Source organism: Mycobacterium kansasii ATCC 12478, assembly GCF_000157895.3.
Taxonomy (GTDB): Bacteria; Actinomycetota; Actinomycetes; order Mycobacteriales; family Mycobacteriaceae; genus Mycobacterium; species Mycobacterium kansasii.
This window is the reverse complement of the sequence record NC_022663.1, coordinates 5,416,001-5,440,191: the sequence shown is the minus strand read 5'-3', so window position 1 is coordinate 5,440,191 and position 24,191 is coordinate 5,416,001. Positions and strand designations below refer to the sequence as shown.

The 24,191-nt window shown below is 68.4% G+C and carries 21 protein-coding genes and 1 pseudogene; 11 read left to right on the top strand and 11 right to left on the bottom strand.

The genetic code is table 11. The features are described from left to right. Positions 1-2 precede the first annotated feature (2 nt). The 10 genes from MKAN_RS23505 (at position 3) to MKAN_RS23460 (ending at position 10,300) form a co-directional block, all read left to right on the top strand. Entirely contained in the window at positions 3-266 is a 264-nt protein-coding gene (locus tag MKAN_RS23505; RefSeq protein WP_036392016.1) for a HypC/HybG/HupF family hydrogenase formation chaperone, read from the top strand. A 1-nt stretch (position 267) separates the two neighbouring features. Then, positions 268-2,616, top strand: a complete 2,349-nt coding sequence (gene hypF, locus MKAN_RS23500) for a carbamoyltransferase HypF (RefSeq protein WP_036391340.1) — start codon at positions 268-270, stop codon at positions 2,614-2,616. Next, on the top strand, positions 2,613-3,329 hold the full coding sequence (locus tag MKAN_RS23495) for a HypC/HybG/HupF family hydrogenase formation chaperone (RefSeq protein WP_023372384.1): 717 nt from the start codon (positions 2,613-2,615) through the stop codon (positions 3,327-3,329). The genes hypF and MKAN_RS23495 overlap by 4 nt, the downstream gene beginning before the upstream one ends. Next, entirely contained in the window at positions 3,329-3,991 is a 663-nt protein-coding gene (locus MKAN_RS23490) for a D-sedoheptulose-7-phosphate isomerase (protein WP_023372383.1), read from the top strand. Before MKAN_RS23495 ends, MKAN_RS23490 begins: the two co-directional genes overlap by 1 nt. Continuing rightward, the gene (hypE, locus tag MKAN_RS23485; RefSeq protein ID WP_023372382.1) at positions 3,988-5,100 is read left to right on the top strand and encodes a hydrogenase expression/formation protein HypE; all 1,113 of its coding nucleotides are present in this window, start codon (positions 3,988-3,990) and stop codon (positions 5,098-5,100) included. Before MKAN_RS23490 ends, hypE begins: the two co-directional genes overlap by 4 nt. Positions 5,101-5,118: 18 nt before the next feature. Continuing rightward, a complete protein-coding gene (locus MKAN_RS23480; RefSeq protein WP_023372381.1) occupies positions 5,119-5,391 on the top strand; it encodes a HypC/HybG/HupF family hydrogenase formation chaperone in 273 nt (90 codons plus the stop codon). A gap of 16 nt (positions 5,392-5,407) precedes the next feature. Continuing rightward, on the top strand, positions 5,408-6,556 hold the full coding sequence (gene hypD, locus MKAN_RS23475; protein WP_023372380.1) for a hydrogenase formation protein HypD: 1,149 nt from the start codon (positions 5,408-5,410) through the stop codon (positions 6,554-6,556). A 35-nt stretch (positions 6,557-6,591) separates the two neighbouring features. Beyond that, on the top strand, positions 6,592-7,302 hold the full coding sequence (locus MKAN_RS23470) for a DUF6390 family protein (RefSeq protein ID WP_099185104.1): 711 nt from the start codon (positions 6,592-6,594) through the stop codon (positions 7,300-7,302). Position 7,303: 1 nt separating this feature from the next. Further along, on the top strand, positions 7,304-8,425 hold the full coding sequence (locus tag MKAN_RS23465; protein WP_023372378.1) for an alkaline phosphatase family protein: 1,122 nt from the start codon (positions 7,304-7,306) through the stop codon (positions 8,423-8,425). A gap of 648 nt (positions 8,426-9,073) precedes the next feature. Further along, entirely contained in the window at positions 9,074-10,300 is a 1,227-nt protein-coding gene (locus tag MKAN_RS23460; RefSeq protein ID WP_023372377.1) for a PPE family protein, read from the top strand. 69 nt (positions 10,301-10,369) lie between these two features. Here the strand turns inward: MKAN_RS23460 and MKAN_RS23455 are convergent, their stop codons facing one another. From MKAN_RS23455 to MKAN_RS23430, 6 genes and pseudogenes are all read right to left on the bottom strand, one after another. Next, positions 10,370-11,155 (bottom strand): gamma-glutamyl-gamma-aminobutyrate hydrolase family protein, encoded by a 786-nt coding sequence (locus MKAN_RS23455; RefSeq protein WP_042313951.1) that lies wholly within the window; start codon positions 11,153-11,155, stop codon positions 10,370-10,372. A 245-nt stretch (positions 11,156-11,400) separates the two neighbouring features. Further along, a complete protein-coding gene (locus MKAN_RS23450; protein ID WP_023372375.1) occupies positions 11,401-11,955 on the bottom strand; it encodes an alpha/beta hydrolase in 555 nt (184 codons plus the stop codon). Positions 11,956-12,351: 396 nt separating this feature from the next. Continuing rightward, positions 12,352-12,573: pseudogene (locus tag MKAN_RS33115) on the bottom strand (PPE domain-containing protein); the annotation flags it as partial. A 171-nt stretch (positions 12,574-12,744) separates the two neighbouring features. Next, the gene (locus MKAN_RS23440) at positions 12,745-14,298 is read right to left on the bottom strand and encodes a cobyric acid synthase (protein WP_042312910.1); all 1,554 of its coding nucleotides are present in this window, start codon (positions 14,296-14,298) and stop codon (positions 12,745-12,747) included. A 79-nt stretch (positions 14,299-14,377) separates the two neighbouring features. Beyond that, positions 14,378-15,235 carry a type I methionyl aminopeptidase gene (map, locus tag MKAN_RS23435; protein ID WP_023372372.1) on the bottom strand — a complete coding sequence of 286 codons (858 nt, stop codon included), beginning with the start codon at positions 15,233-15,235 and terminating at the stop codon, positions 14,378-14,380. Positions 15,236-15,386: 151 nt separating this feature from the next. Next, positions 15,387-15,971 carry a DUF1707 SHOCT-like domain-containing protein gene (locus MKAN_RS23430; protein ID WP_023372371.1) on the bottom strand — a complete coding sequence of 195 codons (585 nt, stop codon included), beginning with the start codon at positions 15,969-15,971 and terminating at the stop codon, positions 15,387-15,389. Between the two features lie 224 nt (positions 15,972-16,195). Here MKAN_RS23430 and MKAN_RS23425 point away from each other — a divergent pair, with 224 nt between their 5' ends. Beyond that, a complete protein-coding gene (locus MKAN_RS23425) occupies positions 16,196-17,587 on the top strand; it encodes a PE family protein (protein ID WP_023372369.1) in 1,392 nt (463 codons plus the stop codon). Between the two features lie 25 nt (positions 17,588-17,612). On the opposite strand, the gene MKAN_RS23420 is transcribed toward MKAN_RS23425, so the two are convergent. The 5 genes from MKAN_RS23420 to dxr form a co-directional block, all read right to left on the bottom strand. Further along, on the bottom strand, positions 17,613-19,424 hold the full coding sequence (locus MKAN_RS23420) for a penicillin-binding transpeptidase domain-containing protein (protein ID WP_036391336.1): 1,812 nt from the start codon (positions 19,422-19,424) through the stop codon (positions 17,613-17,615). Between the two features lie 145 nt (positions 19,425-19,569). Then, the gene (locus tag MKAN_RS23415) at positions 19,570-20,427 is read right to left on the bottom strand and encodes a GNAT family N-acetyltransferase (RefSeq protein ID WP_023372367.1); all 858 of its coding nucleotides are present in this window, start codon (positions 20,425-20,427) and stop codon (positions 19,570-19,572) included. Between the two features lie 52 nt (positions 20,428-20,479). After that, positions 20,480-21,655, bottom strand: coding sequence for a flavodoxin-dependent (E)-4-hydroxy-3-methylbut-2-enyl-diphosphate synthase (ispG, locus tag MKAN_RS23410; RefSeq protein ID WP_023372366.1), 1,176 nt, complete (start codon positions 21,653-21,655; stop codon positions 20,480-20,482). Between the two features lie 23 nt (positions 21,656-21,678). Further along, complete coding sequence (locus MKAN_RS23405; RefSeq protein WP_023372365.1) at positions 21,679-22,893, bottom strand: M50 family metallopeptidase; 1,215 nt, start codon at positions 22,891-22,893, stop codon at positions 21,679-21,681. Positions 22,894-22,912: 19 nt separating this feature from the next. Next, entirely contained in the window at positions 22,913-24,118 is a 1,206-nt protein-coding gene (gene dxr, locus MKAN_RS23400) for a 1-deoxy-D-xylulose-5-phosphate reductoisomerase (protein ID WP_036392002.1), read from the bottom strand. Positions 24,119-24,191: the final 73 nt, after the last annotated feature.

Here is a 24,191-nt window from a genome sequence, read left to right as displayed (position 1 = left end):
TCATGTGTCTGGGTATACCCGGTCAGGTGATCAGGATGCTCGACGGCTACGAGGGGCAGCTGGCCCTGGTCGATGTCTCCGGCGAGCAGCGCAAAGTCAACGTGGGCATGCTTCCGGAGGAGACGTTCGCACCCGGTGACTGGGTGATCATTCACATGGGCTTCGTGGTCGAGAAGACCGACCGGGCCGGAGCCGAGCAGGCGATGGCCGGCCTGGAGCTGATGGGGCGGGGCCGCACTCCCGATGGCGATCGCGGCTGGGTTTGACATGACCGACACGCCCTTGTTGCTGCGTTCCGACGACCTTCGGCGGCGCATCACCGTCACCGGTGTCGTCCAAGGGGTTGGTTTTCGTCCGTTCGTCCACGTGCTGGCCACCGAGCTGGGGCTGGCCGGGTTCGTCGGCAACGATTCCCGCGCGGTCTTCGTGGAAGTACAGGGTGGGCGGGTCCAGCTCGACGAGTTCGCCCGCCGGCTGCGCGCCGAGGCGCCGCCGCTGGCTCGGATCAGCTCGGTCTCGGTGACCGAGATCGCGACCGAGACAAGCACATCCGGATTCCGGATCGTGGCCAGCCAGACGGTTGGGGGTGCCAGGACGCCGATTCCGCCGGATGTCGCGGTGTGCGACGACTGCGTCACCGAATTGTTCGACCCCCGGGACCGCCGCTACCGGCACCCGTTCATCACCTGCACCAACTGCGGGCCACGGTTCACGGTCATCCGCACGCTGCCCTATGACCGCCCGGGTACCACCATGGCGGGGTTTGCCATGTGCGAGCGGTGTGCGGCCGAATACCACGAATCATCCGATCGCCGGTTCCACGCACAGCCGATCGCCTGCCCGGACTGCGGGCCGTCGCTGTGGTTTCGGTCAGCAGCCGGGTGGGTTCGCGGCTCCGACGCCGCGCTGGCGGCCACGCAGCGGGCGCTGGCGGCCGGTGCGGTGGTCGCCATCAAGGGGATCGGCGGTTACCACCTGGCCTGCGCGGTCGACGACGACGCGGTGGTGCGCTCGCTGCGGTCACGAAAGGCGCGTGGCGCCAAGCCGTTTGCCATGCTGGTACGCGATCTGGACGTCGCCCGCCGCTACGCCTACGTCGACGACACCGAGGCGACGGTGTTGTCCGGTCCGGCCCGGCCCATCGTGTTGCTGCGCCGACGTGACACCGCCGCGGTAGCCGACTCCGTTGCGCCCGGTAGTCCGCTGCTCGGGCTGATGCTGCCCTACTCCCCCATCCATCACCTGCTGCTGGCGCCGGTTCCCGGTGGCCGCGGCCCGGTGCCCGACGCGCTGGTGCTGACCAGCGCCAACCGGTCCGACGAGCCCATCTGTTTCACCGACGCCGATGCGGCACGGCGACTTTCGCCGCTCTGCGATGCGGTACTCGACCATGACCGTCCCATCCACGTGCCCTGTGACGACTCGGTGGTACGGGTGGTCAGCGAGGGAGGGTCGGGGCGCGAGCTGCCGATCCGCCGCTCCCGCGGTTACGCGCCGCTGCCGGTCGAGCTCGGCTACGACGGTCCGGCCGTCCTGGCGGTGGGCGGGGAACTGAAGAACACCTTCTGCCTCACCGATGGCAGTCGCGCGTACCTGTCCGCCCACATCGGCGACATGGGTAGCTGGGAGACGCTGCGCGCGTTCGAGCGCGCGGTGCGCCAGCTTAGCGAAATACGCTGTGCGCCAAAGCGATTGGCCGCCGATCTGCATCCGGGGTATCACACCCGGGGTTGGGCGGAGCGCCACGCCGGCGATCGGCCGCTCGATGTGGTACAGCACCACCACGCGCACGTGGTGTCGCTGCTGGCCGAACACGGGCGCCTCGGCGAACCCGTCGTCGGAGTCTCCTTCGACGGCACCGGTTACGGCTGCGATGCCACCATCTGGGGCGGAGAGATCCTGGTCCTCGGCCGCGACAGCCACCGCTTCGCCCGGGCCGGACACCTCTTGCCGGTGCCGCTGCCCGGAGGCGACGCCGCGGTGCGCAATCCCTGGCGGATGGCGCTGTCGCAGCTGTGGCTGGCCCACATCGACTGGACCCCGGATCTGGCCCCGGTCACCGCCGCGACACCCGACGAATTACGGCTCATCCGTTCGCAATTGGAGAGCGGCGCCGGCTGTGTGCCCTGTTCGAGCATGGGCCGGTTGTTCGACGCAGTCGCGTCGATACTCGGAGTGCGCCACCGGATCGACTACGAAGGCCAGGCAGCCATCGAACTCGAAGTACTGGCCGAGTCGGCGGGCGGGCGCGCCGGCCCGTCGCTGCCGCTGACGGTGCGGGCCGACGGGGTCATCGATCCGGCCACCATGGTGCAAACCCTGGTGTCGGCCCTGCGCGCCGGCACTCCCCCGGCGCTGCTGGCGGCGTGTTTCCACCGGGCGGTCGCCGACGCCGTCGCCCGGGTGGTTGCTCAAGTGGCCGGCAGCGTGCGGCTGGTCGGCCTGACCGGTGGCGTGTTCCAGAACGTCCTGTTGCTGCGAGCGTGCCGGGAACGGTTGCTGCGCCTCGGGTTCGAGGTGCTGACCCACCGCACGGTGCCGCCCAACGACGGCGGGTTGGCGCTGGGTCAGGCCGTGATTTCGATGCTGACAGGGGCGGAGGCGGCTGAGCAGTGAGCATTCCCACCGCCATCGACCGCGGAGTCAGTTCCGAATTGGCCGCCGACCTGGCAGCCACCGCTTTCACGTTGGCCAGGCGATTCGCCGCGGGAGCCACCATGTGGTCGGTCGCGCCGTCGTGGGAACCGCATGCCCTGCACATTGCGGTCGAATTCGTGCACCCGGTGATCATGGGCAAACGCGCCCTGCCGGCGGTCGCGCTCACCGGGGCGGATCTGGTGGACCTGGTGCGGGTGTCGGTGCGCCCCGGCGACATCGTCGTCGCGGTCGCCGGCGCCGACCAGCCGGACGTACGCTCGATCATGCGCCGTTGCCCGGCCTGGGGTGCCACCACGCTGTGGATCGGCAGCGGTGAGCGCCCGAAAGCCGGTGCGGCCGATCATGTGTTGTGGCTGGATGATCCCGACCCGCGGGCGCCCGCGACCGGTGGCTTCGTGCTGTTCTATCACGTGTTGTGGGAGCTGACCCATGTGTGCTTCGAACATCCAGGGTTACTCAAACCTGAATGCGCGGAAGAGGTTTGCGTCACCTGTAGCGACGAGGGACGGCTGGGCGAAGTGGTGGCCGTGTCGGCTGACGGCCTGGCCGCCGTGCGCACCGGGCGCGGCGTCGAGGACGTGGTGACGACGCTGGTGGGTCCGGTCGCGGCCGGGGATCTGGTGCTGGTGCATGCGGGCACGGCGATCAGCCGGCTCGAGGAGGACACCTGATGAGCGACGAACCGACAAACTTCCTGTATCCGTTCATCGACGCACAGGAGGAAAACCCCGAATCGCTGCTGGCCGACCTGGCCGCCTCGGCGCAGGCGAAGGCCGCCGAAAGCCTGGCCCTGCGCCGCGCCACCCTGGACGCCAACGCCGACCTGGTGACGGCGGCCGCCACCGAGATGGCGCGCCGATTCGCGGCGGGCGGGCGGATGTTCACCTTCGGAAACGGTGGCAGCTGCACCGATTCCACCACCTTGGCCCGGCTGTTCGCCCGGCCGCCGATTGGCACCCCGCTGCCGGCCTGGTCGTTGACGGCCGATCAGGCGATCCTGACCGCCCTGGGCAACGATGTCGGGTTCGAGTTGGTGTTCGCCCGCCAGCTGATCGCCCGCGCGAAGGCCGGTGACATCGCGATCGCCATGTCCACCAGCGGCAATTCGCCCAACCTGCTGGCCGCGCTCGCCGAGGCGCGCCAGCGGGGTTTGTACACCATCGGATTCGCCGGATACGACGGCGGCGCCTTTGCCGACAACCCACACGTGGACGCCTGCTTCATCGTTCGCTCACAAAGCGTGCACCGGATTCAGGAATCCCAAGCGCTGCTGGGCTATCAGCTGTGGTTGGCCGTGCACGAACGGGGCGAACGGGATCTGGGGGCCGCATGAGTAAGTCAGCAGGCGAATACCTTTCGTCGGGGCCACGTTTCGCCGAAGGCGAGGTCATCGAGCGCATCGAGTCGTTCCGCAGGCGCCGGCCCCGGCTGCTGGACGACCACGTCACACTGGCCCACGGCGCGGGTGGAAAGGCGTCGGCGGCACTGGTCGATGCGGTGTTCGTGGAGGCATTCCGCAACCCGGCGCTGGAGTCGCTGGGCGATAGCGCCGTGCTCGCCTTGCCCAGCGGCGAGCGGGTCGCCATGTCCACCGATTCGTTTGTGGTGGCGCCCAGACGTTTTCCCGGCGGCTCGGTCGGTTCGCTGGCCGTGCATGGAACGTGCAACGACCTGGCGATGGCCGGCGCCGTCCCGTCCTGGATCTCGGCGGCCTTCGTGCTCGAAGAGGGCTTCCCTATCGCCGAATTGAAGGAGATCGTGGCCGACATGGCGGCCGCGGCCGCGCAGGCCGGGGTGCAGATCGTCACCGGCGACACCAAGGTGGTGCCCAAAGGCGCCGCCGACGGCCTGTTTATCACCACCACCGGCGCCGGCGTGATTCCCGCCGGACGCCGGCTCTCCCCCGGCGCGGTGCGCGCCGGCGACAAGGTGCTGCTGTCGGGGTCCATGGGCGATCACGGCATGGCGGTCATGCTGGCCCGCGGCGATCTGGCCATCGAGGCCGACATTAGTTCGGACACCGCGTCGCTCAGCCCATTGGTGGAGCTGCTGATCGCGGCCGCGCCGTCGACGCGCTGGCTGCGGGATGCCACGCGGGGCGGAGTGGGCACCGTATGCAACGAACTGGCCCAGGCGTGTGGGCTCGGGGTGCTACTCGAGGAGCAACGGCTTCCGGTGGCGCCGACGGTCAACGGCGCGTGTGAGCTGCTGGGCATCGATCCCCTCTACGTCGCCAACGAGGGCAAGTTCGTCGCCGTCGTCGCACCCGAGGAAGCCGAAGCCGGGCTGGCCGCGGTGCGTTCGCATCCGCTGGGCGCCGCTGCGGCCGAAGTCGGCGAAATCATCTCCGAGCCGGCCGAAACCGTGATACTGCGAACCGGATTCGGCGGTACCCGGATCGTCGACATGCTGGTCGGCGACCCGCTGCCGCGAATCTGCTGACCTGAGAAAGGAGCTGACATGTGCCTGGGCATACCGGGGCGGATCGTCGAAATCACCGACCCGGCAAACTATCTGGCGAAGGTCGACGTCAGCGGAGTGCAGCGGACCATCAGCGTGCGACTGCTTGACGAGGACATGCCCCAGCCGGACGACTGGGTGCTCATCCACGTCGGTTTCGCCATGGCCAAGATCGACGAGACCGAGGCGTTGCTGACCCTGGCCGCCATCCAGAAGCTCGGCGACGCCTACACCACCGAAATGCAAGCCTTCGACTCGTCGGCGATCATCTGAACAGGGGTGTCACACCATGAAATTCGTTGACGAATTCCGCGACCCGGCCGCGGCGCGCAAACTGCTGACCGCGATCGAGCACCTGGCCGGCTCCGGCCCTGAACACTTCAAGTTCATGGAGGTGTGCGGTGGGCACACCCACACCATTTACCGGCACGGCATCGAACACCTGCTGCCCGACAACGTCGAACTGGTGCACGGCCCGGGTTGTCCGGTGTGCGTGATCCCGATGGGCCGCATCGACGACGCCATGTGGCTTGCTAGCCAACCCGACGTCATCTTCACCTGCTTCGGCGACATGATGCGGGTGCCCGGCTCGGCCGGCAGCCTGCTGGACGCCAAGGCACGCGGCGCCGACGTGCGCTTCGTCTATTCACCGCTGGACGCACTCAAGATCGCCCAGGACAACATCGACACCCCGGACAAGCAGGTGGTGTTCTTCGCGATCGGCTTCGAGACCACGGCGCCCTCGACGGCGGTGACGCTGGTGCGTGCCCGCGACCTGGGGCTGCGCAATTTCAGCGTGTTCTGCAACCACGTGACGATCGTGCCGCCGATCAAGGCCATCCTGGAATCACCGGACCTGCGGCTGTCGGGTTTCATTGGCCCCGGCCATGTTTCGACCGTGGTAGGCAACCGACCGTACCGGTTCGTGCCGCAGGTGTACGGAAAGCCGTTGGTGGTCTCCGGGTTTGAGCCGCTGGACATCCTGGCGTCGGTGGCGATGCTGCTGCGCCAGATCCGTGAGGGCCGGTGCGAGGTGGAAAACCAGTACAAGCGGGTGGTGCCCGAGCAGGGCAACCCGGCCGCGCTGGCGCTGATGGGCAAGGTATTCGCGCTGCGGCCGCACTTCGAATGGCGCGGACTGGGTTTCATCTCCCAAAGCGCGCTGCGGCTGCATGACGATTTCGCCGACTTCGACGCCGAGCTGCGGTTCGCGATGCCCGGCGTGCGGGTGGCCGACCCGAAGGCGTGCCAGTGCGGCGAGGTGCTCAAGGGTGTGCTCAAGCCCTGGGAGTGCAAGGTTTTCGGCACCGCGTGCACCCCCGAGACACCGATCGGCACCTGCATGGTGTCCCCGGAGGGCGCGTGTGCCGCCTACTACAACTTCGGTCGCATGCATCGGGACGCGGTGAAGCTGGTGGGGTCTTCGGGGCGGGGGTGACAGTGGCCGAACGCGGCGTGGAACCGGGCACCGAGATGTTCGCCCGCTATGCCTATGCCCCCAATGCGCTGGGCTATTGCGGTCCCCCGCTGGGCGCGACGTTGCGTGACGGCTCGGTCGAGGACGTGCGCGTGGCGGCGACGAAGTTCTCGGGTGCCTGGCCGTACCTGCGGGTGTTGTCACGATTGACGGGCATCGCCGACCCGCTGGACTACCGGCTGGTCGAATCGTATTGGCTCGGCGGCGGCGTCGGCGCCGACCTCGATCCCGGCAGGTTCTTCGAAGAGCTGCTGGCCATCATCGGGCCGCAGGCGGGACGCTATTGGTCGCACCTCACACCGCAGCTGGCCGACGAGGCCGCCGCCAACCACTGCTTTCACGTCTTCGGCGCCTATCCGTGGACCCGGTTTCTGGGTCGGGGCATGGACGAGCACCCGTTGAACGTGCTGGACAGCTGCCGGATCACCTGGGGCACAGTCCTTTCCCGCACCGGCGATGCCGTCGAAATCCGTTGCCGAAGGTTGGTTTGGGACGGCGCGACGCTGGGTTTGTCCGAGCCCTCGCCACGGGTGCTCGACGTCTGGGCCGACGGGTACAGCGCGGTGCCCGACGTCGCCGCCGGCGACGACGTCGCCGTGCACTGGGGCCGGCTGTGCGGACGGCTGCGGCCAAACCAGGTGTGCGCACTGGCCGACAGCACCGACCGACAACTGCGGGTGACCAGCCGGCGCCTGGCGCCGGTGTAGCGTGGCGACCGGTTCGATCTGCGACGTGCTGCCCGCCGCGGCCGCGCTGCTCGGCGTCTCCGGAGCGGTCGACAAGCTGGGCATTGCAGACCGCGCGGGCCGTGTCGATCGCGTCCTGGTGATCCTCGTCGACGGGTTGGGTTGGCATCTGCTGCCCGAATTAGCTTGTGATGCACCGCTTCTCGCCGCTGTCCTGAACGGTGCCGCCGGACAGCTCAGCCAACTCGGCTGCGCGTTCCCGTCCACCACACCCACCAACCTGGTCTCTTTGGCCACCGGAGCCGAGCCCGGCGAGCACGGCATCCTGGGCTTCACGCTCAACATCCCCGGCACCGACAAGGTGCTCAACCACATCCGGTGGCGCGACGATCCGCCGCACACCCGGTGGCAACCGCTGCCCACCTGGTTCGAGCGGCTCACCCGGGCCGGCGTCGAGGCGCGCGCCGTGTTGCCGGAGTGGTTCCTGGGCAGCGGTCTGACCGCCGCCGCATACCGCGGCGCGCAGCTTCTCCCGACGCGCCACGGCCAGGACTACGCCGGCCAGATAGCGGTCGAATTGGCCGCGGCTCCCGGACTGGTGTACGGCTACACCGCCGAACTCGACACCGCGGCGCACCTGTTCGGCATCGGTTCGGAGCAATGGCACGCCGCGGCGGGCAACGTCGACAACCTGCTGACCCACCTGGCCGAGGCGCTGCCCACGAATGCGGCGCTGCTGGTGACCGCCGACCACGGCGGCCTCAACGTGCCCGCGGGTGCGCGGCTCGACCTCGATGCCGACCCGCGGCTGACGGCGGGAATCCGAGTGGTGGCCGGCGAACCGCGGGTGCGCTACCTGCACACCCAACCCGGCGCCACCGCCGATGTGCTGGCCACCTGGAGAGAACTGCTGACCTGCCGCGCGGATGTGCACAGCCGCCAGGAGGCGGTGGCGACGGGACTGTTCGGCCCGGTGACCCCGCGGCACCTGCCGCGGATCGGCGACGTCGTGGTCATCTGCCGCGGCGAAACGGCCGTCCTGGCCACCGGCCACGAGCCTCCGGAAACGGCCCGGCTCATCGGTTTTCACGGTGCGGCCACGGACGCCGAGATGGCAATCCCGCTGATCGCCTTCGGGGTCTGACTCCCTGCCGACAATCGTTCGCCAAATTGTCCTGCGAACTGATTGCATCTGGACGGCGACTGTAGTTATGTATTTTCTAAGAGCATGCTTCCGAGACTCGAGGTGAAGCCATGGCCGGTGCTTCGTTTCGCCGGCGCCCGCCGCGCCCATGCCAATGCTGGCACGAGGCGACGGGTAAGCCACAGCGCCGGTTGCCAATCCGCAACGACAGCCAGATCCCAGGGCAGCGGAGGGCCCCGTCGCGACGCGCTCGGCTGACCGGTTTCGGCCAAACGGCTTGGGTCTGTCTCAAGCCGCGATCGCCACCGCACTGTCGCCGTTTCGACGACACGTTGGCCTGGCAACCGTTGCACACCAGGAACTTTCAGGCAGGAACCCGCTGAACGGACACGTTGGCCCGCTGCGGGATGGTTTGGTCTCACCTGCCTGCTGAGCTGAAACATCTTTCAGTGCACCATCTTTCACGCGCATCGACCTGTCGTTGTCGTGCGCTTCGGCCGTGCGTGCAGACGCCGGAATGCCAAGATCCGGAACCACATCCGAAGGAAGCAACCCATGCCATTCGTCCACATGCTACCCGAAAAACTGCCCGCAGCAACGCAATCACTCAAGGCCAACGCGGCCGCGGCTGCATGAGGAGGTGTCGCAATGGATTATGCAGCGCTGCCACCGGAAGTCAACTCGGCACGCATGTACACCGGTCCGGGCTGCGGTCCGATCCTGGCCGCCGCATTGGCCTGGGACAGTTTGTCCGGTGAATTAAGCTCTGCCGCAAAGGAATACAGCATAGTTGTCACCGGCATGACAAGCGGGCCGTGGCGGGGGCCGGCATCGTCAGCCATGGCCGCGGCCGTCGGGCCCTATATCGCGTGGCTGGCGACCACCGCTTCGCAGGCATTTCAGGCCGCGGGCCAAGCCAAAGCTGCCGCGGCGGCATACGAAGCTGCGTTCGCCATGACAGTGCCCCCGGCGGAGATCGCAGCCAACCGTGCCCAGTTGGCATCCCTGGTCGCAACCAATCTGCTGGGCCAAAACACGCCGGCGATCGCTGCCACCGAGGCGCTCTACGGCCAGATGTGGGCTCAAGATGCCGCAGCCATGTACGGCTACGCCGCCTCCTCGGCGGCGGCATCACAATTGGCCCCGTTCGCCGATGCGCCCATGACCGCCAGCGGCGACGCGGGCGCCCTGGTCCAGGCCGCCTCGGCTACCAGCACGGCGAGCCAGGGCGCGCTGTCGCAAGTCATGCAGACAGTCCCCGCCACACTGCAGGGCTTGGCCTCGCCCACCGGGGCGAGCACCGCCGGTGCCGACCTGCTCGGACTGCTGGGATCTGGCATGGAGGATTGGATCGGACTCAGCGGAGCCGATCTATCCAGCCCAGCGGGAATTCTCGCTTTCTTGTCCGGAACCGACGGCTCGCCCCTTGGCGTCGCACTCAGCAGCGTCTACTTCAACGCCCTGTCGTCGGGTTTCTACACGCCCGGCAACTTCTTGGGGACGCTGGCCGACGCGGTCGGATTGCAGGGCGCCGAGGCGGTCGAGGAGGCGGCTGCCGGCGCCGCCGAAGCCGCCGCGAGCGAGCTCGGCGCCGCCACCGGTGGAGTCGGTGGTGCGGTGTCGGCGGGAGTGGGGAATGCGGCGACGATCGGCCCGCTGTCCGTGCCGCCGGCCTGGACCGCGACGTCGTCGCTCGGTGCAGCCGCGTCGGCGTTGCCGTCGAACGCCGCCGCGACCGCACCGGGGATTACGGGAGCAACGCCCAGCATGCTCGGCGGGATGCCGTTGAGCGGCCTGGGCGCGCGCGGCTTTGCCGAAGCCCCCCGCTACGGGTTCCGGCCAACCGTCATGGTGCATCCCCCGGCCGCCGGATAGCAGCCCGGATAGCGGGCTAGAACCGGTTCATCACAAGCCGAAAGCGGGCGCAACGACGCTGTCCACTGATCAGCTGCACCGGCAACTACCGTCCGCGTACGCGCGGGCCGCCGCTACCAGTCCGGCGAACAACCGCAAGTCGTCCAGGGACTTCTCCGGGTGCCATTGGACCGCAAGCACAAATCCGTTTCCCGGCAATTCCAGCGCTTCCACCACTCCGTCGGCGTCCGTCGCGCTGACCACCAGACCCGCAGCGACTTCGCCGACCGCCTGGTGGTGGTAGCACGGTACGTCGGCGGACTCGCCGATCAGCCCGGCCAGCCGAGTGCCCGGCACGGTGCGGACCGGCAACGGCGTGAACACGGCGTTGCCCGCGCAATGCCCGCCGTGGCCGATGACGTCGGGAAGGTGCTGATGCAGCGTGCCGCCGAGCGCGACGTTGAGCAGCTGCACACCACGACAGATCCCGAACACCGGCAGCTCGCGGGCCAGTGCACCCTTCAACAACACGAATTCCCAGGCGTCGCGGTCGGCTCGCGGCCGGTCGGTGGCCGGATGCGGGTGCTGGCCGTATGCGGCGGGATCGATGTCGTAGCCGCCGGTGATCACCAAAGCATGCAGGCCATCCAGCACCCGGTCGGCGTTGTCCGGATCCGCCGGCTGCGGCGGCAGCAGTACCGCGTTACCACCGGCCATGACGATGGCGTCGGAGTAGTCGGCAGGCAGGTAGCTCGCGGGTACGTCCCAGATCCCTGTCTGCACCTGCTCCCGATACGTCGTCAGACCGATCACCGGCCGCCGGCCCCTAGAGCTGTTCGAAACCACACTGACTCCCCAATCGATCACCGCCGCCATGAACACGACGAGCTTCACCCGAGCATTGTGGTGCACGACGGATACCCGCCGGCCTGCCGTGTCGCCGGCGGCAGGCACCGCAGGCACCCAGGCAACCGCTCGCTCGACTGCCGGTGGCGAGCACGTCAGCGGAAAGCATTGTGGGACATGATAACCGGACCGAACGCGAACCGCCGCACCGGGCACGTCGACCTTGATTGCCGAGTTTGCCGGCTCGACTTCAAGACATGCTGGTCGACGCCGCACTACCAACCGCTGGTGCGCAGCACGATCTCGGTGGCCAGCTGCGCGGTCGAGTCGTGTGCGTTGCGCCTCGCCGGAAGGTCCACGACACGGTAATCGGCGTAGACCAGTCGCTGGCTGTCGCGGGCAACTTTGCGCGCGGCCGGAGAACTCACCAGCACGGTGGTGCTGATCTCCACCGGCGGGCAGTGGTCGTCGCGGACCGCACCGTTGACATCTGCCACGCGCGGATGCCCCCGATCGATGGCCACCAGACCGGCGAACCGCCCAAGCCTGGTCGCCGCCAGTTCCCAGGCGAGCTCGCCACCGGCGCGGTCACCGACCACCACCGCCCAACCGATCGACAGGACGTCGAGAATGCCCATCACGGACTTGGCGGTCAGCCGCGGGTCAGGGCCGATAACGACGGTCCGAAGCGATGCGGTGTGCAGGCGCTCACAAATGGCGCCGTAGGCTGCGACGGCACGCTGTTCGGCGCCCAGAATGGTGACGACGACGCCCGTTGCCGGACCCGATACCGCTACCGGAACCGGAAATCCGTCGAGCGTGGTCATCATCGCGGACACTTACGCCAAAGTACAGGGAATTGGGCTGGCTGCGCACCGGTTCCAGACGCTCGTGCGGACTGTTCACAGACTCGTCAGCGCACCGAAGATGAGGTTGGCGACGTAGAGCGCGCGCGGCACATAACCGATGTCCTCGGTACCCGAGGTGTAGATCCCGAGGTTCTTGACGCCGGACAACAAGGTGCCGAAGTTGAGCAGGCCGGAGTTGGTTGCACCGAAGTCCAGCAAGCCCGAAACCCCTGCACCGAGATTTAGCGCTCCGGAATTCCCGAAACCTGCCAGCAGGCCACCCGAGTTTCCCGCGCCCGGCGTCAGCAGGCCCGAGTTCCCCGCGCCCGGCGTCAACAAGCCCGAATTGCCCAGACCGAAAGCCAGAAAGCCGGAGTCCCCGGCGTAGGGGACGGCCGCACCGGCCATCGCGGCTGCCGCGGGGCCCTGCCACGATTCGTTCGCCAGTCCCGACGTCACCGAACCGAAAGCCGCGGCCGCCGAGGCCAATTCGAAGGCCAATCCGTCCCAGGCCGCCGCAGCCGACAGCATCGGGCCTGACCCGATACCAGAAAACATCCGCGCCGAGTTGACTTCTGGCGGCAACGCCAAGAAACTCATCGAGAGCCTTCTTCCAGCCTTACCCGCGCGGCCGCAGGTCGCCGACCACCCGCACCCTGTTGGACAGCAAGGTCAGCGCCGCCACGCACATGCGCGCCTCCAAGCGCCAAGCACCGGCAATCGTCGTGATCCCAGAAAGCTACAGCCAAACGCCCTCGCGATATCGGCATTTCAGCGAATGACGGCCCAGCCGGCATGCCCGGCTCCGTCGACGGCTCCGCCGTAAACCCGCAGTTCGCTGACCAGATAGGGCAGCTGCGGCGGCGGGCCGGCAAGCAGGCCGAGCACCGCCTTCACGTCGACATGCGACGTCAACAGATCAGCCATCAGATCCAGCTGAGCGTCGCGTCGCGCCGCCACGTTTACGCCGTCGGCGATGACGAATCCGCTCCGGCCGGCGGCGGCGGCCACCTGGGTGAGCCAGGCGCGACGGAAGTCGTCATTGTCGAGCAGGCCGTGCCAGTGGGTGCCGAAAACCGCGCCGGACCGTACGCCCTGTACCTCGGAGTCGATGTCGAACCAACCCGTCTCGGCGCAGCGGGCCAGTCGCCCGTGATGGATTTCATAACCGGTCAACGGCGACTGCCAGCGCCGCAGCCTCTTGTCCGCGGCGAACACGACGTCGGCGTCCAACAACCCCAGCCCGGCCACCGCCCCGGCCCCGGACTCAATGGTGTCTTCGATACTGCGGCACAGCATTTGGAAGCCACCGCAGATTCCCAGCACCGGCCTGCCGGCCCTCGCGTGGTCGACGATGCCGCGGGCCAGGCCACGTTCGCGCAGCCACGACAGATCTGCAACCGTGGCCTTGCTGCCGGGCAGCACGATCAGGTCGGCGTCGGCCAGGTCGGCGGGCTCGGTGATCCAGCGCACCAGCACGCCGGGCTCACACGCCAGCGCCTCGACATCGGTGGAATTGGAGATCCGCGGCACCCGCACCGCCGCCACCCGCAGCCACTGGTCGCCGCGGGGCGGCTCGGGCGTGCCGACGACGCGGTGCGCCACCACCGACAGCGAGTCCTCGGCATCGAGCCAGAGTTCGTCGGCGTAGGGCAACACTCCGTAAGTTGGGCGGCCCGTCGACTCCAGCAGGTGCTGCAACCCCGGCTCCAGCAGCGCGGGGTCACCGCGAAACTTGTTGACAATGAAGCCCGCAATGTGTGCCTGGTCGTCGGGGTCGAGCACCGCAACCGTCCCGAACAGATGGGCCAGCAAGCCGCCGCGGTCGATGTCGCCGACCACGACCACCGGCAGGTTGGCCGCGCGCGCCAGCCCCATATTTGCCAAATCCGTTGCCCGCAAGTTTGTTTCGGCCGCGGATCCGGCTCCCTCGCAGATCACCGCATCGAACTCGGCTCGCAGACTTGCTAATTCGTCGAGCACGACATCGGCTAGCCGATCACGATGCTGCAGGTAGCCGGCCGCCGTGACGTTATCGGCGACCCGGCCCCGGATGACCAGTTGCGACGTCCGGTCGCTGCCCGGCTTGAGCAGGATGGGGTTGAATCGCACACTGGGCTCCAACCCCGCCGCGCGAGCCTGGATGGCCTGGGCACGGCCGATCTCGCCGCCTTCCACGGCGACGGCTGAATTGTTGGACATGTTCTGCGCCTTGAACGGCGCCACCCGGACGCCGCTGCGGGCCAGTAACCGGCACAGGCCCGCAACCACCACGGACTTGCCGGCATCGGAGCTGGTCCCGGCAACGAGCAGCGCGCCACTCACCGTGTGGTGGCGAGCAGACACGGATTCGCACCGTTGCGGCGACGATCATGCGAGTTTGCGACTGCTCGCGCCGGGAAGTTCACGGCAACGTGAGGATTTCGACGCCGGTGCCGGTGACCAGCAGCGTGTGCTCGAACTGCGCGGTCCACTTGCGGTCTTTGGTGACCACCGTCCAGCCGTCGTCCCAAATCTCGTAGTCCAGGGCGCCCAGGTTGATCATCGGCTCGATGGTGAAGGTCATGCCCGGCTGCATGATCGTTTCCACCGCGGGCTGGTCGTAATGCAGCACAACCAGCCCGTTGTGGAACGTGGTGCCGATGCCGTGACCGGTGAAGTCGCGAACCACGTTGTAGCCGAACCGATTTGCGTAGGACTCGATAACCCGCCCGACGACCGACAACGCGCGTCCGGGTTTGACGGCGTTGATCGCCCGCATCGTCGCCTCCCGGGTCCGTTCCACGAGCAGGCGGTGTTCTTCGGCGACGTCGCCGGCCAGGAAGGTCGCATTGGTGTCGCCGTGGACACCGTCGAAGTAAGCGGTGACATCGATGTTGACGATGTCGCCGTCGGCGATCACCGTCGAGTCGGGGATTCCGTGGCAGATGACCTCGTTGAGCGAAGTGCAGCACGACTTCGGGAATCCCTTGTAGCCCAGCGTCGACGGATAAGCACCGTGGTCGACCATGTACTCGTGCGCGATCCGGTCCAGTTCGTCGGTGGACACCCCCGGCGCAACGGCCTTACCGGCCTCGGCGAGGGCGCCGGCCGCGATCCGGCCGGCGACGCGCATCTTCTCGATTACCTCCGGCGTTTGCACCCACGGTTCGGTCCCCTCCTTGGCCGTCGGCTTGCCGACGTATTCGGGGCGCGCGATCCACTTGGGCACCGGCCGCATCGGGGACAGGGCGCCGGGAGAAAGCGCGGTGCGAGCAGGCATCCCGCTAGCTTAGTCGTGGCCGTGCGACGGTCCGCCAGTTGCGCCGCATTGCCCGCCGCTCAGGCAGGCACCTCGATGCGCCGGCACCGGCTGGGGCACCCCGGTGGGCCGCACCGAACAGGACAGCTGCTCCACCGCAGCGCGACCCGAGTCAGGCCTGGTGGCGGCGCAGCAACGCCCGGCGTGGTCCGCGAATCACCACCGAACCGCAGACGACCCGACCGGTCAGCACCACATGCGGCGTTCCCTCCGCCGGCGCGTCTTTGCGGCGGTCGCTGGCGCTGCCCACATAGACTTCGACGTCGTCGATCGAGGCGCTGGCGCCCTCAGGCAGCCGCAGGTCCAGTGAACCGAACTTCATGTCGAGTTCGATGACCACCACCGGCCCCGCGAAACGGGCCTTGGTGAGGTCGAGGTCGATCGAACCCAAGCGGCGCACCAGCGCCAGCCGGGTGGGCACCGTCCATTCGCCGTGGCGCTTCAACGAGCCGGCCCAGCCTCGCAGCTCCACCCGGTCGGCCGCGGACCTGACGATCGCGCCGGGCCCGGGCAGGTCGCAGACCAGCCCCTCCAGTTCGCTGTGGGTACGCGCAAAGGACACGCGAGACGAGCGTTGCTCGAATTCGTTGATATCGATCAGCCCGAGCGCTACGGCGTTGTGCAACCGCCGCATGGTGCCGTTGCGGTCGGCGTCGGACACCCGCAGTGTCACCATGTCCCCACCGCTGTCAGTCATGGCCCTTCCCGATCGTCCCGATCGTCCTGATCGTTGCCCACCCTCGCAACTTACCTCCGTTACCCGGCCGGTGCGGCCCGGCGAGCCGGCTGCATCGTCGGCAAACACACGGTCCCGCCAACGCGATCGCGATACGATCCATCGGTTGCGGATTCGGCTTGGTCAAGGCTCAGGAGAAGCTTGGGTGCGGCGAATCTGTGGATCGCCACGAACGCGAGGTGCACATGTCCTACCTGATCGTCGCTCCGGAGTCGATCCTTGCGACAGCCTCGAGCCTGTCCAGTATCGGGTCGACGATCACGTCAGCCAACGCGGCGGCCGCGCCCGCCACCCTGGAGGTGCTAGCCGCGGGCGCCGACGAGGTGTCGGCGGCCATCGCTGTGCTGTTTTCCGAGCATGCTCGCGACTACCAGGCACTCAGCGCCCACGCGGCGGCGTTTCACGAACAATTCGTCCGCGCCTTGACGACGGGTGGCGGCGCCTATGCCGCTGCCGAGGCCGCCAACGTCCAACAGAGTCTGCTGGCCGTCATCAACGCGCCCACCCTGGCCCTGTTGGGCCGCCCGCTGATCGGTAATGGGGCCGCCGGCACCCCGGGCTCCGGGGCAAACGGACAGGACGGCGGACTGCTGGCCGGCAACGGCGGTGCCGGCGGCTCCGGGGCCGTCGGCCAGCGGGGCGGCAACGGCGGCGCCGCGGGGCTGTTGTTCGGCAACGGCGGCAACGGCGGCAACGGCGGCGGCTCGGCGACCGTCATCGCCGGTGATGGCGGAACCGGCGGCGCCGGCGGGCTGTTCGGCACCGGCGGGACCGGCGGTACCGGCGGCTTCGGTCTCAACGGCGGTGCCGGCGGCGCCGGCGGAGCGGCCGGCCTCTTCGGCACCGCCGGGGCCGGCGGTGCCGGTGGGCTCGGAGTGGTCGGCTCCCCCGGCAACAGCGGCGCCGGCGGCGCCGGCGGGGCGGGCGGTTTGTTCGGTCCGGGTGGTGCCGGCGGCACCGGCGGAGCCTCGCTGGCCCAGACTGGCGGGGCCGGTGGCGCCGGCGGCGCCGGCGGGATGTTCGGCGCCGGTGGCACTGGCGGCGCCGGCGGGGCCGGCCACAACGCCGGCGGGGTCGGTGGCGCCGGCGGTACCGGTGGGGTGATCGTCGGCTCCGGTGGGACCGGAGGCGACGGAGGTCCCGCGGGCATAGGGGCCGCCCTGGGCGGCAACGGCGGGCCGGGCGGCAATGCTATCGGCCTGATCGGCAACGGGGGTGCCGGCGGCGCCGGGGGCGCCGGCGACTTCACCGGAGGCAGGGGCGGGGCCGGCGGCAAAGCCGCCATCCTGTTCGGGTCCGGCGGGATGGGCGGAAGCGGCGGCTTTGCGCACGCCGCCGGCGGAAGCGCCGGCCCGGGCGGCCCGGGCGGCAAGGCCGGGCTGATCGGCGACGGCGGCGCCGGCGGCGCGGGCGGCGAGTCGGTTGACGGGCTCAGCCCGGGAGGTGACGGCGCCAACGGCGGCGACGCCTGGCTGCTGGGCAGCGGCGGCAGCGGCGGCAACGGCGGAAGCGGCGCACCTGCGGGCCAGCCGGGCGCTGGGGGCGCCGGCGGGCAGATTTTCGGCCAGCACGGCTGACCGCCGAGCCGCGCGGCAGAAGCTGCTACGCCAGATAGCCTGGCGGCAGGATCTCGAACATCATCTTGGTCATCCGGACCGCGTATTCCGAGCTGCCGCCGCCCACGATCAGCGACGCGAACGCCAGATCGCCGCGATAGCCTGCGAACCAGGAATGCGAACCGCCCGGGAATTCGGCTTCACCGGTCTTTCCGAAAATCTCACCGCAGCCGGCGATCTCCTTGGCGGTGCCATTCGTGACCACCAGCCGCATCATCGGGCGCAGCGCGTCGATCATCTTCGAGCTGATCGGGGTGCCGTCGCCCTCGACCGCCGTCGGCCGGCCGACGATCAGCTGCGGCACCGGGGTCTTGCCCGCCGCCACCGTGGCCGCCACCAATGCCATGCCGAACGGGCTGGCCAGGACGCGGCCCTGGCCGAACCCGTCCTCGGTGCGCTCGGCCAGGTCAACCGTCGGCGGCACCGAACCGGTCACGGTGGTGATGCCCTCCACCCGATAGTCCAGGCCGATCCCGTAGCGACTGGCCGCCTGGGTCAGACCACGTGGCGGCAACTTGCTGCTCAATTCGGCAAACGTGGTGTTGCACGAACTGGCGAAGGCCCGCGACAACGGCACCACACCCAGATCAAAACCGCCGTAGTTGGGGATGGTGCGGTGTCCGATGTCGAGGTGGCCGGGGCAGCCCAGCATGGTGTTCGGGGTGGCCATATCGCGCTCGACGGCCGCGCCCGCGGTGACCATCTTGAACGTCGACCCCGGCGGGTACAGGCCGGTGGTGGCGATCGGTCCGTCGGCGTTGGCGCCCGCATTCTGTGCGATCGCCAGGATCTCGCCGGTCGACGGCTTGAGCACCACGATCATCGCCTTGCCGCCGCGGGCGTCCACCGCGCGCTGGGCAGCGTCCTGCACGGTCCGGTCCAAGGTGATCGTGATCGACGGCGCCGGTGACGGCTCGACTTCGTGCAACACCGCGACGTCGACCCCGTTCTGGTTGACGCTGACCACCCGCCAGCCCGCCTGCCCGTCGAGCTGGTCGATGACGGCCTTTTTCACCTCGGTCATGACGACAGGAGCGAAGTGGTCGTCGGTGGGTAGCAGGTCGGCCTGCGGTGTGACCACGACCCCGGGCAGTTGTCCGATCGCCCCGAAGACCCGGTTGCTGTCGTCGGCGCGCAGCGTGACCCCGAGGTCCAGCGGGTGGGTCGACGAGCTGGCCTGCTCGGCGAGCAGCTGCGGGTCGTTGAGCGCGTCGTTGAACGGGTGTAGCGCGTCCACGACCGCGTGTGCGGTGCCGATGAGGTCGGCACCGGCAGTCGTCGCGTCCAGCGAGTAGTGGTACAAGAAGCCCGGCGCCAGCACATCGGTACCGCCGAGTTCGTTCACCGAGGCCCGCCGCGGCGGATCGGAGCGTAGCGAGAAGGTCTGGTGCTCACCGAGTTTCGGATGCAACCCGGTAGTCGCCCAGCGGACCTGCCACTGGCCCTCGTCGCGGGCCATCTTCAGCTGTCCGTCGTAGCTCCACGTCCGGTTCTTGGGCAGATGCCAGGTGAAGCGATACGCGACGGTGCCCATGTCCTCGGCGTACTTCGAGCTGAGAAGCTGCGTGTCCAGGTGGGTGGCTTGCAGTCCGGCCCAGGCGGCGTTGAGCGCTTCGCGGGCTTCGTTGGGGTTGTCGGTGAGTTGGGCGGCGGTGGCGGTGTCGCCGATGGCCAACGCGGCGAAGAACTTCTCCGCGGCCGGTCCGGGCCCTTCGGGCCGAGGGGTGCACCCCGGCAATACGGCGACCGCGACCAGAACGCCTGCGAAAACTGAGGCTAACGTTATGCGAGTTACCATCGTGACTGATGTTAAGAAGACTGACAGCAGCGGCCGCGTCGACACACCGAGACCCAACCGTTATTGAGCCAGGCCACTGCCGTCCGTAACGCCAGGGCGGGATTGGAGCCGGATTTTCGCCGTGGCGTTACACCCGCGCCACGGCTCAGTCGAGCAGCACCGTGGCGAAGGTACCCACTTCCCGGAACCCGACTCGCGTGTAGGCGGCACGGGCGACGGTGTTGAAGCTGTTCACGTACAGGCTGGCGATGCGCCCGCTGCCGACGATCACCGCGGCAACCGTCGCGGTACCGGCGGTCCCCCGACCCAGGCCGCGTCGCTCCGGATGAACCCACACCCCCTGGATCTGCCCGACGGACGGCGACTGCGACCCCACCTCGGCTTTGAAGACCACCTCGCCGTGCTCGAAACGGGCCCAGGCCCGTCCGGCCGCGATGAGGCTGGCCACCCGGCGACGGTAGCCCCGGCCGCCGTCGCCCATGCGCGGGTCGATGCCGACTTCACCGATGAACATGTCCACGGCCGCCACCAGGTAGGCATCGAGCTCCTCCGGCCGTACCTGCCGGACCTCGGGATCGATCGCACAGCTGGGGTGGGTGTTGATCGCCATCAGCGGTTGATGGTCGCGCACGTCGCGCGCGGGACCCCAGGTGGACTCGAGCCGCTGCCACATCGGCAGCACGAGGTCGGCCCGGCCGACCAGCGACGAACACCGCCGTGCGGTGCTCTTGGCCTCGTCGGCGAACGCGTTGAGATCGATCAGCCCGCCACGCAGCGGAATGAGGTTGGCCCCGGCGAAGCACAACGACTCGTCCACGCCACCGCGTCGCGTCCACAGCTCTCCGCCAATCGAATTCGGCTCGATGCCGTAGTCGGCGACCCGCGCGGCGACCATGCACGATTCGATCGGGTTCTCGTCGAGCACCCGCCACACCGCCGCGGCATCGCGCACCACAGCCACCCGTCGCTCGCCGACCAGGCGCATGATGGGCGGAGCCGACATCTGAAAAACTCTCTGTGGTGCCAACCGAAGCCAGAACGAGGTCTGGCGTCTATCAGCTTACGGTCACAATCGGCGAACCGCTCGATGTCGCGCCCGGATCGGCGTCAGGTGCCATTTCGGCGGCAAGTCGCATAGCCTCTTCGATCAAAGTCTCGACGATCTGCGCTTCGGGCACGGTCTTGATCACTTCGCCCCGAACGAAGATCTGCCCCTTGCCGTTTCCGGAAGCAACGCCCAAGTCGGCCTCGCGCGCCTCCCCCGGACCGTTGACGACACAACCCATCACGGCCACCCGCAACGGCACGTCGAGCCCGTCGAGACCCGCGGTCACCTCGTTGGCCAGGGTGTAGACGTCGACCTGGGCGCGACCGCACGACGGGCAGGACACGATCTCCAGCGTCCGCGGCCGCAGGTTCAACGATTCGAGGATCTGATTGCCCACCTTGACTTCCTCGACCGGCGGCGCCGACAACGACACCCGGATGGTGTCGCCGATGCCCTTGGACAACAGCGCCCCGAAGGCGACCGCGGATTTGATGGTGCCCTGGAACGCGGGACCCGCCTCGGTGACGCCGAGGTGCAGCGGGTAGTCGCACTGCGCGGCCAGCAACTCGTACGCGCGGACCATTACCACCGGATCGTTGTGCTTGACGCTGATCTTGATGTCCCCGAAACCGTGCTCCTCGAACAGCGAGGCCTCCCACAGCGCCGACTCGACCAGCGCCTCCGGCGTGGCCTTGCCGTACTTCTGCAGGAACCGCTTGTCCAGCGAGCCGGCGTTGACGCCGATCCGGATCGGGATGCCGGCGTCACCGGCGGCCTTGGCGACCTCGCCGACCCGGCCGTCGAATTCCTTGATGTTTCCCGGGTTTACCCGCACCGCCGCGCAGCCCGCGTCGATGGCGGCGAAGATGTACTTCGGCTGGAAGTGGATGTCGGCGATGACCGGGATCTGGCTGTGGCGGGCGATCTCGGCCAGTGCGTCGGCATCCTCCTGCCGCGGGCACGCCACCCGCACGATGTCGCAGCCGGCCGCAGTCAATTCCGCGATCTGCTGCAGCGTCGAATTGACGTCGTGGGTTTTTGTGGTGCACATCGACTGCACCGAAATCGGGTGGTCGCTGCCGACCCCGACGTCGCCGACCATCAGCTGGCGGGTGGAGCGCCGGGGGGACAGCGTGGGCGCCGGCGGCTTCGGACTTTGGGGCATGCCCAGGCCAACGGTCACTGTCGGTCCTTCTCTCTGGGTAGTTATTGGAAGAGCCGGATCGGGTTGACCAAGTCAGCGGTGACGGTCAACAGCATGTATCCGACGACGAAGAACAGGACCACGTAGGTGGCTGGCATGAGCTTGAGATAGTTCACCGGCGCCGCGGCCACCTTGCCGCGAGCCGCGCGAATCATATTGCGGACCTTCTCGAATACCGCGACGGCGATATGACCGCCGTCGAACGGCAGCAACGGCAACAGGTTGATCGCACCCAGGATGAGGTTCAACTGGGCCAGGAAGAACCAGAATGCCACCCACAGCCCGTGGTCCACGGTGTCGCCGCCGATGATGCTGGCGCCTACCACGCTCATCGGCGTCTCCGGGTCACGCTGCCCGCCACCGATGGCATGGACCAGCGCGCCGACCTTGGTCGGGATGGCGGCCAGCGCCTTGCCCACCTCGATGGTCAGGTCACCGGCGAACGCGAAGGTAGCCGGAATCGCGGACAACACGCCGTATTGGGTAGGACCGGGACGCAGGGCTCCGACCCCGATGGCGCCGACCGTGGCGGGCTGGAGTTGCCCGCTCTGCCCGGTGGGCAACCAGCGCCGGGTGGGTTCGATGGTGACGTTGGCGGTGATGGTGGCGCCATTGCGCTCGACGACAATCGGCACGGTGCCATGCATCTTGCGTACCGCGGCGGCCATTTCGTCGAACGTGGACACAGGGGTGTCGCCGACCTTGACCACGACGTCGCCGGCGCGCAGTCCCGCCACGGCGGCAGGGCCGGGCCCGGCGCACTGTTCGAGCTTGCCTTGCGCGGTTTCCGCTGCGACGCAGCCGGTTTCGCCGATCACGGCCCTGGTCGGCGGATGCAGGTTGGGCAGCCCCCACATCACCGCGATGGCATAGATCAACACCAGGCAGATCACAAAGTTCATGCCCGGGCCGGCGAACAGCACCGCGACCCGCTTCCAGGTCGCCTGCTTGTACATCGCGCGGTCACGTTCGTCGGGAGCGAGCTCCTCGACCGGGGTCATGCCGGCGATGTCGCAGAAACCGCCCGCCGGAATCGCCTTGACGCCGTATTCGGTTTCACCGCGGCGCGTCGACCACAGGGTGGGACCGAAGCCGACGAAATAACGACGCACCTTCATCCCGGTCGCGCGCGCTGCCCACATATGGCCGCATTCATGCAACGCCACCGAGATCAGGATGGCGAGTGCGAACAGCACAATGCCGATAACAAACATCATCAGGCTGTATGGACCTTTCTCACGCCTTTCCGGAGACCTTCTCGTAGGCACCGGCCGGGTTGGCTTTGGCGACCGCGCGCTGCGCGCGTTCCCGCGCCCAGCGCTGCGCGTCGAGTACGTCATCCACGGTAGCGGGTGGAAGCGCCCATTGGTCGGCATCGTGCAGCACGTCGGCGATGGTCCCGACGATGGCGGGGAAGCCGATGCGGCCGGTGAGGAACGCTTCGGCCGCTTCTTCGTTGGCGGCGTTGTAGACGGCGGTCATGCAGCCGCCGGTTTCACCGGCATGTCGGGCCAGTTCGACCGCCGGGAAAACGCCGCTGTCCAGTGGCTCGAATTCCCATGCCTGCGGCTGACCAAAGTCGCAGCTGGTGGCCGCCCCGGGCACCCGGCGCGGCCAGCCCAACGCCAGCGAAATGGGCAGCTTCATGTCCGGCGGGCTGGCCTGGGCGATGGTCGAGCCGTCGACGAAGGTGACCATCGAATGAATGATCGACTGCGGGTGGACCACGACGTCGATGCGGTCATAGGGAATGCCGAACAACAGGTGCGTTTCGATCAGCTCTAGGCCCTTGTTGACCAGCGAAGCCGAGTTGAGCGTGTTCATCGGGCCCATGGACCAGGTGGGATGGGCGCCGGCCTGTTCCGGGGTGACGTGTTCGAGGTCGGCGGCCGACCAGCCCCGGAACGGCCCGCCCGAGGCGGTGAGCACCAGTTTGGCCACTTCGTCCGGAGTGCCGCCGCGCAGGCACTGGGCCAGCGCGGAGTGCTCGGAGTCCACCGGAACGATTTGACCGGGCCGCGCGGCCCGCAGCACCAGGGGGCCACCGGCCACCAGCGACTCCTTGTTGGCCAGGGCCAGCCGGGCACCGGATTCCAGTGCCGCCAGCGTCGGCCGCAGGCCCAACGCACCGACCAGTGCGTTGAGCACCACGTCGGCTTCGGTCTCCTCGATCAGCCTGGTGACGGCATCGGGGCCGTAGTACGGGATGTCGCCGGCACGTTGCGCCGCGTGATCGTCGGTGACCGCGATATTGGTGACGCCGGTCTGGACGCGCTGACGCAACAGTGTGTCGAGATTTTTGCCCCCGGCAGCCAACCCCACCACCTCGAAGCGGTCCGGATTGGCGGCGATGACCTCCAGCGCCTGGGTGCCGATCGAACCTGTGCTGCCCAGCACCAGCACCCGAAGGCGGCCGGCGTGCCCATCGGTCGGCTTTGTCACCTCACCATTGTGCCGCCAAACCATCCCGTCGTCGCCGTGCCCTCGCGGAGGCATCTTGACGCCTACTTCTGAT

What these genes read in the sequence shown, in the direction of transcription:
- MKAN_RS23505 (WP_036392016.1), top strand. Translation starts at nt 3, where the DNA reads ATGTGTCTGGGTATACCCGGTCAGGTGATCAGGATGCTCGACGGCTAC.
- hypF (WP_036391340.1), top strand. Translation starts at nt 268, where the DNA reads ATGACCGACACGCCCTTGTTGCTGCGTTCCGACGACCTTCGGCGGCGC.
- MKAN_RS23490 (WP_023372383.1), top strand. Translation starts at nt 3,329, where the DNA reads ATGAGCGACGAACCGACAAACTTCCTGTATCCGTTCATCGACGCACAG.
- hypE (WP_023372382.1), top strand. Translation starts at nt 3,988, where the DNA reads ATGAGTAAGTCAGCAGGCGAATACCTTTCGTCGGGGCCACGTTTCGCC.
- MKAN_RS23480 (WP_023372381.1), top strand. Translation starts at nt 5,119, where the DNA reads ATGTGCCTGGGCATACCGGGGCGGATCGTCGAAATCACCGACCCGGCA.
- hypD (WP_023372380.1), top strand. Translation starts at nt 5,408, where the DNA reads ATGAAATTCGTTGACGAATTCCGCGACCCGGCCGCGGCGCGCAAACTG.
- MKAN_RS23470 (WP_099185104.1), top strand. Translation starts at nt 6,592, where the DNA reads ATGTTCGCCCGCTATGCCTATGCCCCCAATGCGCTGGGCTATTGCGGT.
- MKAN_RS23460 (WP_023372377.1), top strand. Translation starts at nt 9,074, where the DNA reads ATGGATTATGCAGCGCTGCCACCGGAAGTCAACTCGGCACGCATGTAC.
- MKAN_RS23455 (WP_042313951.1), bottom strand. Translation starts at nt 11,155, where the DNA reads ATGGCGGCGGTGATCGATTGGGGAGTCAGTGTGGTTTCGAACAGCTCT.
- MKAN_RS23450 (WP_023372375.1), bottom strand. Translation starts at nt 11,955, where the DNA reads ATGATGACCACGCTCGACGGATTTCCGGTTCCGGTAGCGGTATCGGGT.
- map (WP_023372372.1), bottom strand. Translation starts at nt 15,235, where the DNA reads ATGCCTGCTCGCACCGCGCTTTCTCCCGGCGCCCTGTCCCCGATGCGG.
- MKAN_RS23430 (WP_023372371.1), bottom strand. Translation starts at nt 15,971, where the DNA reads ATGACTGACAGCGGTGGGGACATGGTGACACTGCGGGTGTCCGACGCC.
- MKAN_RS23425 (WP_023372369.1), top strand. Translation starts at nt 16,196, where the DNA reads ATGTCCTACCTGATCGTCGCTCCGGAGTCGATCCTTGCGACAGCCTCG.
- MKAN_RS23420 (WP_036391336.1), bottom strand. Translation starts at nt 19,424, where the DNA reads ATGGTAACTCGCATAACGTTAGCCTCAGTTTTCGCAGGCGTTCTGGTC.
- MKAN_RS23415 (WP_023372367.1), bottom strand. Translation starts at nt 20,427, where the DNA reads ATGTCGGCTCCGCCCATCATGCGCCTGGTCGGCGAGCGACGGGTGGCT.
- MKAN_RS23405 (WP_023372365.1), bottom strand. Translation starts at nt 22,893, where the DNA reads ATGATGTTTGTTATCGGCATTGTGCTGTTCGCACTCGCCATCCTGATC.